This window comes from Escherichia sp. MR (assembly GCF_005280595.1).
Classification (GTDB): Bacteria; Pseudomonadota; Gammaproteobacteria; order Enterobacterales; family Enterobacteriaceae; genus Escherichia; species Escherichia ruysiae.
This window is the reverse complement of the sequence record NZ_SZVK01000093.1, coordinates 1-6903: the sequence shown is the minus strand read 5'-3', so window position 1 is coordinate 6903 and position 6903 is coordinate 1. Positions and strand designations below refer to the sequence as shown.

3 protein-coding genes and 3 pseudogenes are annotated in these 6903 nt (G+C 44.6%); all 6 read left to right on the top strand.

Annotated elements, in window-relative coordinates:
* Positions 1 to 212: 212 nt before the first annotated feature.
* Positions 213 to 431: pseudogene (locus FC814_RS21780) on the top strand (DNA-binding protein); the annotation flags it as partial.
* A 17-nt stretch (positions 432 to 448) separates the two neighbouring features.
* A pseudogene (locus FC814_RS21775) lies at positions 449 to 664 on the top strand (VasL domain-containing protein); the annotation flags it as partial.
* A 282-nt stretch (positions 665 to 946) separates the two neighbouring features.
* Entirely contained in the window at positions 947 to 4237 is a 3291-nt protein-coding gene (locus tag FC814_RS21770) for an autotransporter outer membrane beta-barrel domain-containing protein (protein WP_240102231.1), read from the top strand.
* 102 nt (positions 4238 to 4339) lie between these two features.
* Positions 4340 to 4690, top strand: coding sequence for a helix-turn-helix transcriptional regulator (locus FC814_RS21765; RefSeq protein ID WP_137326457.1), 351 nt, complete (start codon positions 4340 to 4342; stop codon positions 4688 to 4690).
* A 350-nt stretch (positions 4691 to 5040) separates the two neighbouring features.
* A protein-coding gene (locus FC814_RS21760) for an IS3 family transposase (protein ID WP_137326456.1) occupies positions 5041 to 6254 on the top strand; the annotation gives its coding sequence in 2 pieces (ribosomal slippage) (positions 5041 to 5335 and positions 5335 to 6254; 1215 coding nt in all).
* A 361-nt stretch (positions 6255 to 6615) separates the two neighbouring features.
* Positions 6616 to 6828: pseudogene (locus tag FC814_RS21755) on the top strand (phosphoadenosine phosphosulfate reductase); the annotation flags it as partial.
* Positions 6829 to 6903: the final 75 nt, after the last annotated feature.

Here is a 6903-nt window from a genome sequence, read left to right as displayed (position 1 = left end):
GGCTGCAACCCTACTAGCTCAAAATTTATTCACACATGGTTACGCTTTGGGGAAATTATGAGGGGATCTCTCAGTGCTCAGTCTCTGATGCCACTGGTTATTGCAACAATCATCCGGTGATGACCGGAAGAAATATCGACTCTTCCGTTAATTTTTACAGACTGATAAAGTTTTGTCTGCTGAATCTTTATACGAAATTCTTTTCAGTATGCATACACAGAATTGATTATCTGGCGGATAAATACTGTTTTACAGAACTGAATGAATCTCCACGCCTTCGCCAGCAGTGGCAGGATGTCCTGGAGAGGGGCCGGCAGACAGAGGGCGGGCCAGAAGAACGGCTGTGCATTGCACTGCTGAATGTGGATTACGTCACCAGTTTTGAACTACCTTTTCGCTTGCTGCTTACCCAGATACCACAACTGATGTCAACGCACGACCTTTGACCAAATACATGATGGTCAGTGAACTGAAAACGGAGGTGTTTGGCATGATGCAGATTTTTAACCGACATATTCCGGCAGAAGAGCATTTACGTCGCTATGGTGAAGCCCGCAACCAGAATGGCAGCGAGCGGCAGCAAAAACAGACGGAAATGGCGCTGAATCAGTTGATTAATCGTTATCAGATGGTACACGCAGGCAAACCGGAGAGGCAGCCATAATCATTACTTTGAAACGCATTATGGCGTGAAGAGTAATTGCGATATATACAGGAACGTGTTTCCTGTTTGGAAGAACGATGTTGGTCACTGAGTTTAATATTCGGTTTTGTCGAGTAGTATGTGCGTTTTTTTCTTTCTTGGTTGCTGTTTTTTATAATTGAAAAAGAATATATACTTATATGTGTTTGCTTCTTTTTTTGTATATAAAAAAGTGCTTCAGCAGTAACTGCGAAGCATTATCAATAACAGGTATTTTGCGGAAATAAAAACTTGAGGTGAAGGGTGAATATAAAAATATCTGGAATTAGTTTAAGCTTTGTTGCTATAGCTCTTCAGAATGTATATGCCAAACCGTTATCGTTTAATGACGGAGGTGACCATGTCTTATCTGGGGAAGTCGTGGAGGCTGTCAATACGCCCTATATACCGACTATCTCTGTAAATAATAATACATCACTTTCTATTTCAGATTCAGAAGTTAAAACTTCATCTGTATATGCATTTGGTATTTTGAGTGAGAATAATTCCAGAGTTTCTCTGGGTAATTCAAAAGTCATTAGTACCGGTTCATTGTCATTCGCAGTTGCGGCAAAAGATGCTGGGATTGTGAATATATCAAATTCGGAAATTTTGTCAGATAATAAAAGTTACAGTGCTGTGCTTTCTAATGGTAAAGACTCACAAATAATTTTAAGGGATTCAAAAATAACCTCTTCCTCTTCATCAGGGTCTGAGTCAATTCAGACCGCAGCACTAACAGCTGAGTTTGATGGCGCTCTTGATATTGCAGGAACAGAAATATTAACAACTGGCGATTATTCTGCAGGGGTTTATTTGCAAGAGCAGGGGAGAGGAACACTTAATGAAACCACTGTTACTACAGTAGCCGATAAAAGTTCTGGTATAAAAGCTATTAGTAATAGTGTTATGAATGCGAATAAAATTAACATTAGTACATCAGGAAATGGATCTGAAGCTGTTACTGTTGAGAGCGGGAGTAAGATAGTTATAGCAGATGCTAATATTGAGACAAAAGGCATTTCTAATGGTATTAATGCAGTACATGAAAGAACGGATGTTTTGGTTTCTGGTTCCACAATTGTGACTCATGCTGAAACAGCAACAGGTGTTTTTTCCGGAGGGCAGGCGAAAGTTACACTATCTGACACAAGCGTAATAACTAATGGGAATGGAAGTTATGCTGTTTCTGCTAATGGCAACGATTCATTAGTTTTAATAGAAAATAGTATGATAAAAACTACAGGAGGAAAAGATTCTTATGAAAATTCGGCAAATGCTGTTGTAAGTGAGTTTGGTGGAGATATAATTCTGAAAGGCAAAAACTCAGTATCAACCAGCGGTGATTTTGCTACTGGGCTTATGAGCCAGGTTAGTGGAGCGCATTCTGATACTGTATTAACGTCTGAAGGCGATATCTATATTTTGACTACTGGTAATAATGCTGCTGGTGTTCTTTCCTGTTCTGGACCTGGAATGAATCGTACCTGTATTTCTCCCGTATACAGTGAGGGAGAAAGTGAACCGCTGAGTAGCAAGGCAATACTGAAAGCAGATGGTGCAAGAATAACAACGAAAGGAAATAATAGTTACGGCGCATATGCTAATGGTGTAAATGCAGAGCTTGTGCTAGATAACACTATATTGGAAACTTATGGGCAGGAAAGCCATGCTATTGCCGTTCGTCAGGGTAAAGTTACATTGAGTAATAGCCATATCTATACCATAGGGGAAAAAGCTGCACTTGGAGTAATTTATAACGGTGGCAATTTGAATCTTGATAGTGTTACTGGTATAGCTCAAAGCAGTGCAGGTATTAATATACAAGGAAATGGCTCAGGAGTTGGGAGCGATATAAATATACTTAATAGTTATTTACAATCTTCTGAGGTTTTTTTTGATAATTCTTATTCTTTCACATCAATAAATGTTAATAATAGTGAGGTTGTGGCGGCTGGTGATTTTTTAGTTAGCAATGATGGTGGCGAAATGAATATAAAAACTCATGCTGCTATTCTGGAAGGTGCGTCAGAAATAAAGAATAATGGGATTACAAAAATGGCACTTTCTGATGGAAGTGTATGGCGTGTAAAAAAGGATTCTGTGATTTCTTCTCTAGATTTGGATAGGAGTGATATTTTTATATCCAGCGCGGATAACGGGGGGCAAAGTAATACCTTAACGATTAATGGAGATTATAATAGCAATAATGGAGTGTTACACTTTCGAACTCAACTTGGCGATGATTTGTCTTTGACAGATAAATTAGTAATCAAGGGGAATAGTTACGGATCTACAAAGGTTTTTGTCACAAATGCAGGGGGAACAGGTGCGCAGACTTTGAATGGCATCGAACTGATCCATGTAGATGGACTATCTAATGGAGAGTTTATTCAGGCCAGGCGTATAGCTGCCGGAGCCTATGACTACACGCTGGGGCGTGGTCAGGGAAGCAACAGCGGTAACTGGTATCTGACCAGTGGTAAAAATCCGCCAGTTCCGAATCCGGAGCCGACACCAGACCCGAATCCGGAACCAAAACCGGAACAAAAACCGGGTGGTTATAATAATGACCTGCGTCCGGAAGCTGGCTCCTACACGGCAAATATGGCTGCAGCGAACACCATGTTCGTGACCCGTCTTCATGAACGTCTGGGGCCGGTGCAGTACACCGATGTCATGACCGGTGAGACGAAAAATACCAGCATGTGGATGCGCCACGAAGGAGGACATAACCGCTGGCGTGATGGTACAGGTCAGCTGAAAACACAGGGTAACCGTTATGTTGTTCAACTGGGGGGAGACATTGCACAGTGGGGCTGGGGAGAAACTGACCGCTGGCACCTTGGCGTTATAGCCGGTTATGGTAACGACCATAACAATACGGACTCTGTGCGCACCGGATATCGCTCAAAAGGCAGTGTGAACGGATACAGCACAGGTCTGTATGCCACCTGGTTTGCCAGTGATGAAACACATAACGGGGCTTATCTTGATACGTGGGCACAGTACGGCTGGTTTGACAACCATGTGAAAGGTGACGGACTGCCGGGCGAGTCCTGGAAGTCAAAAGGCCTGACTGCTTCGCTGGAAACTGGTTATACCTGGAAAGCAGGTGAGTTCAGCGGCAGTCATGGCAGCCTGAATGAATGGTATGTTCAGCCTCAGGCACAGGTTGTCTGGATGGGGGTAAAAGCAGATGAACACCGTGAAAGCAACGGTACCCGTGTTGAGAGCACCGGTGACGGTAACGTCCGTACCCGTCTGGGTGTGAAAACCTGGATTAAGGGACACAACAGAATGGACGACGGTAAATCCCGTGAGTTCCGTCCGTTCGTGGAGGTGAACTGGCTGCACAACACCCGTGAATTTGGTACCCGCATGAACGGCGTGACGGTACATCAGGATGGTGCCCGCAATATCGGGGAAGTGAAAGCCGGTGTTGAAGGGCAGATAAACTCCCGTTTGAACCTGTGGGGCAACGTGGGAGTACAGGCAGGTGACAGGGGATACAGTGATACCTCTGCCATGTTGGGGGTGAAGTATACATTCTGACCCCGGTAGTATCTGACAGGCAGGAGCAGCACATGGACGGCTGCTCTTTACTTATCGTATCGGATTATTTTTTGTAATTTGCTGGTATATATTCAGATAAAAATGAGTAACAAAAATACAACCTGTTATGTAATGGCCAGGATAAAAGAACATGATATTACTGCCCATATATGGATATCTCCGTCATTAACAGATGTTGAATGTGATGTGCTTGAGTTACTGATAAAAGGATACAGTGTTACTCAGATTTCGAAGAGCAGATTTCGTAGTACCAAGACTGTTTCAGCACAGAAGTATCAGATATATAAAAAACTGGGTATTCGTAATGATATTTCATTCTGGCTGGATATATCATTATCTCCTTATGTAAAGATAAGATTTTCCCGTGAAAATAAAGCTTCAGAGGAAAGTAAAAGTATACTTCCGTGTCATAAATATATTTTAGCAATATGAATTAAAAAATATATAACAAAATTTACAGCCAGACATTGCTCCTGATGCCGTAATATATGCGGTGCTGTAGTCCGGAGCGCATTCGCTGCCACTTCGGACACCAGTGGTAAAGCTGTTTTATGTCCGCAGCTCACTGTCTGATGTGTTATGAATGTATATTGTCTGCTCGCTAATTAACCGGGTGCTCTGTCAGATCCTGGTATTGTTCCGGGAACTTATATGGACACGTTTTTTAATATGCGTCAGCTGCGTGTATGCGAATGGATACAGTCTGGCTGCAGGTCTGTCCGCCTGGGGAGCTGGCTTTGTCGCTTTGTAGTGGCACAGTAAGTTTGGCCACCTGATTAAAGGTGATATTCTCACCTCAACACAAAACAGGTGACTTAATGAACAAGAAAACCAAACGTACTTTCACCCCCGAGTTCAGACTGGAATGTGCGCAACTGATTGTTGATAAGGGCTACTCATATCGACAAGCCAGTGAATCGATGAATGTCGGCTCTACCACTCTTGAGAGCTGGGTACGTCAGCTCAGACGAGAGCGCCAGGGGATTGCCCCCTCTGCCACACCGATTACTCCAGACCAGCAACGTATCCGCGAGCTGGAAAAGCAGGTTCGCCGCCTGGAGGAACAAAATACGATATTAAAAAAGGCTACTGCACTCTTGATGTCCGACTCGCTGAACGGTTCACGATAGTTGCCAGACTCAGTGGCAGCCACACCGTTGTCAGTCTGTGTTCTGCTCTGGGAATACACCGCAGCAGTTACCGGTACTGGCAAAAACGACGCGATACGGTGAATCCGGTGCATGTCAGGTTGTGCAGTGAAATACGCCGGGTGTGGAACCAAAGCCGGGGCTCTGCGGGGGCGCGCACGCTGGCTGACATGCTGACCCAAAACGGCGTCCCGATGAGCCGTTACCGTGCCGGGCGGCTGATGAAACATCTGAATCTGAGCAGTTGTCAGCCCGGAAAACATCAGTACAAAAATGCCCGTCAGGAGCATACCTGCTTGCCGAATCTGCTCGGGCGCCAGTTCGCTGTCCCCGAGCCAGACCAGGTATGGTGTGGAGATATTACCTATATCTGGGCCGGAAATTGCTGGTGCTATCTGGCGGTTGTGATGGATCTTTTTGCCCGCAGGGTTATCGGCTGGAGTCTGTCCGCACATGCCGATACTGCACTGATAAGCGATGCCCTGCGGATGGCCTATGAGACGCGTGGTCAACCACATGATGTTATGTTCCATAGCGACCAGGGAAGCCAGTATACAGGCCTGAAATATCAACAAATTCTCTGGCGTTACAGAATAAAGCAAAGTGTCAGTCGGCGGGGAAACTGCTGGGATAATAGCCCAATGGAACGCTTCTTCCGCAGTCTGAAAACAGAATGGGTGCCAGCGAATGGTTACGTCGACAAGGACGAGGCCCGGCAGCAAATTAATGATTACATATTGAACTACTACAACAGTGTCAGACCTCACCATTATAACGGTGGGTTGACACCGGAAGAGTCCGAGAATAGGTACCATTTTTACTGTAAAACCGTGGCCAGTATTACTTGACCACTACAAACGTTTCCCGGCGCGGAGGGCCGGACGGAGAAGGTAATTATGTGTTGTCGGTGCAGAAGAGGACAGTTCGGGATATATGACTGCCGTGAGCGACCTGTCGGGGGAAGGTTGCTGCTTGCGTTTCTGGCGGGTTTTGTTTCCGGGGCGTCTGTGGTTATTTATGCGCTGAGCTATATATAAGTGTGTCGTATTATTTCAGAGGAACAGGAATGAAGTCTGGTATTTCGGTAATACTGTCATTTATAAGTTTTGTCGCGATGATGGGACTCTGGTTTATTGTATGGTTTGGTACTGACTGGTTACATCATTATTACTGAACATATTGCAGACTGAATATTTCACACCAGAATATATGTCGGGCACCATAATAAAAATCAGAACGGGTGAAGATGTTCTGTCCGCAGCCATTCACCGTATTGAATGGCTGTTTGATACATTCTCTTCTGTTTGCCTGTCTTTTTCCGGAGGAAAGGATTCCACCGTACTCTTCCATCTTGTGGCCGGTATGGCACGCAGGAAAAAACGTCGTTTCTCTGTACTGTTCATTGACTGGGAAGCCCAGTACTGAGAGATCCCCTCATAATTTCCCCAAAGCGTAACCATGTGTGAATAAATTTTGAGCTAGTAGGGTTGCAGCCAC

Excerpts from the sequence above, each read along its gene's own strand:
- FC814_RS21765 (WP_137326457.1), top strand. The coding sequence starts at position 4,340 with ATGAGTAACAAAAATACAACCTGTTATGTAATGGCCAGGATAAAAGAA.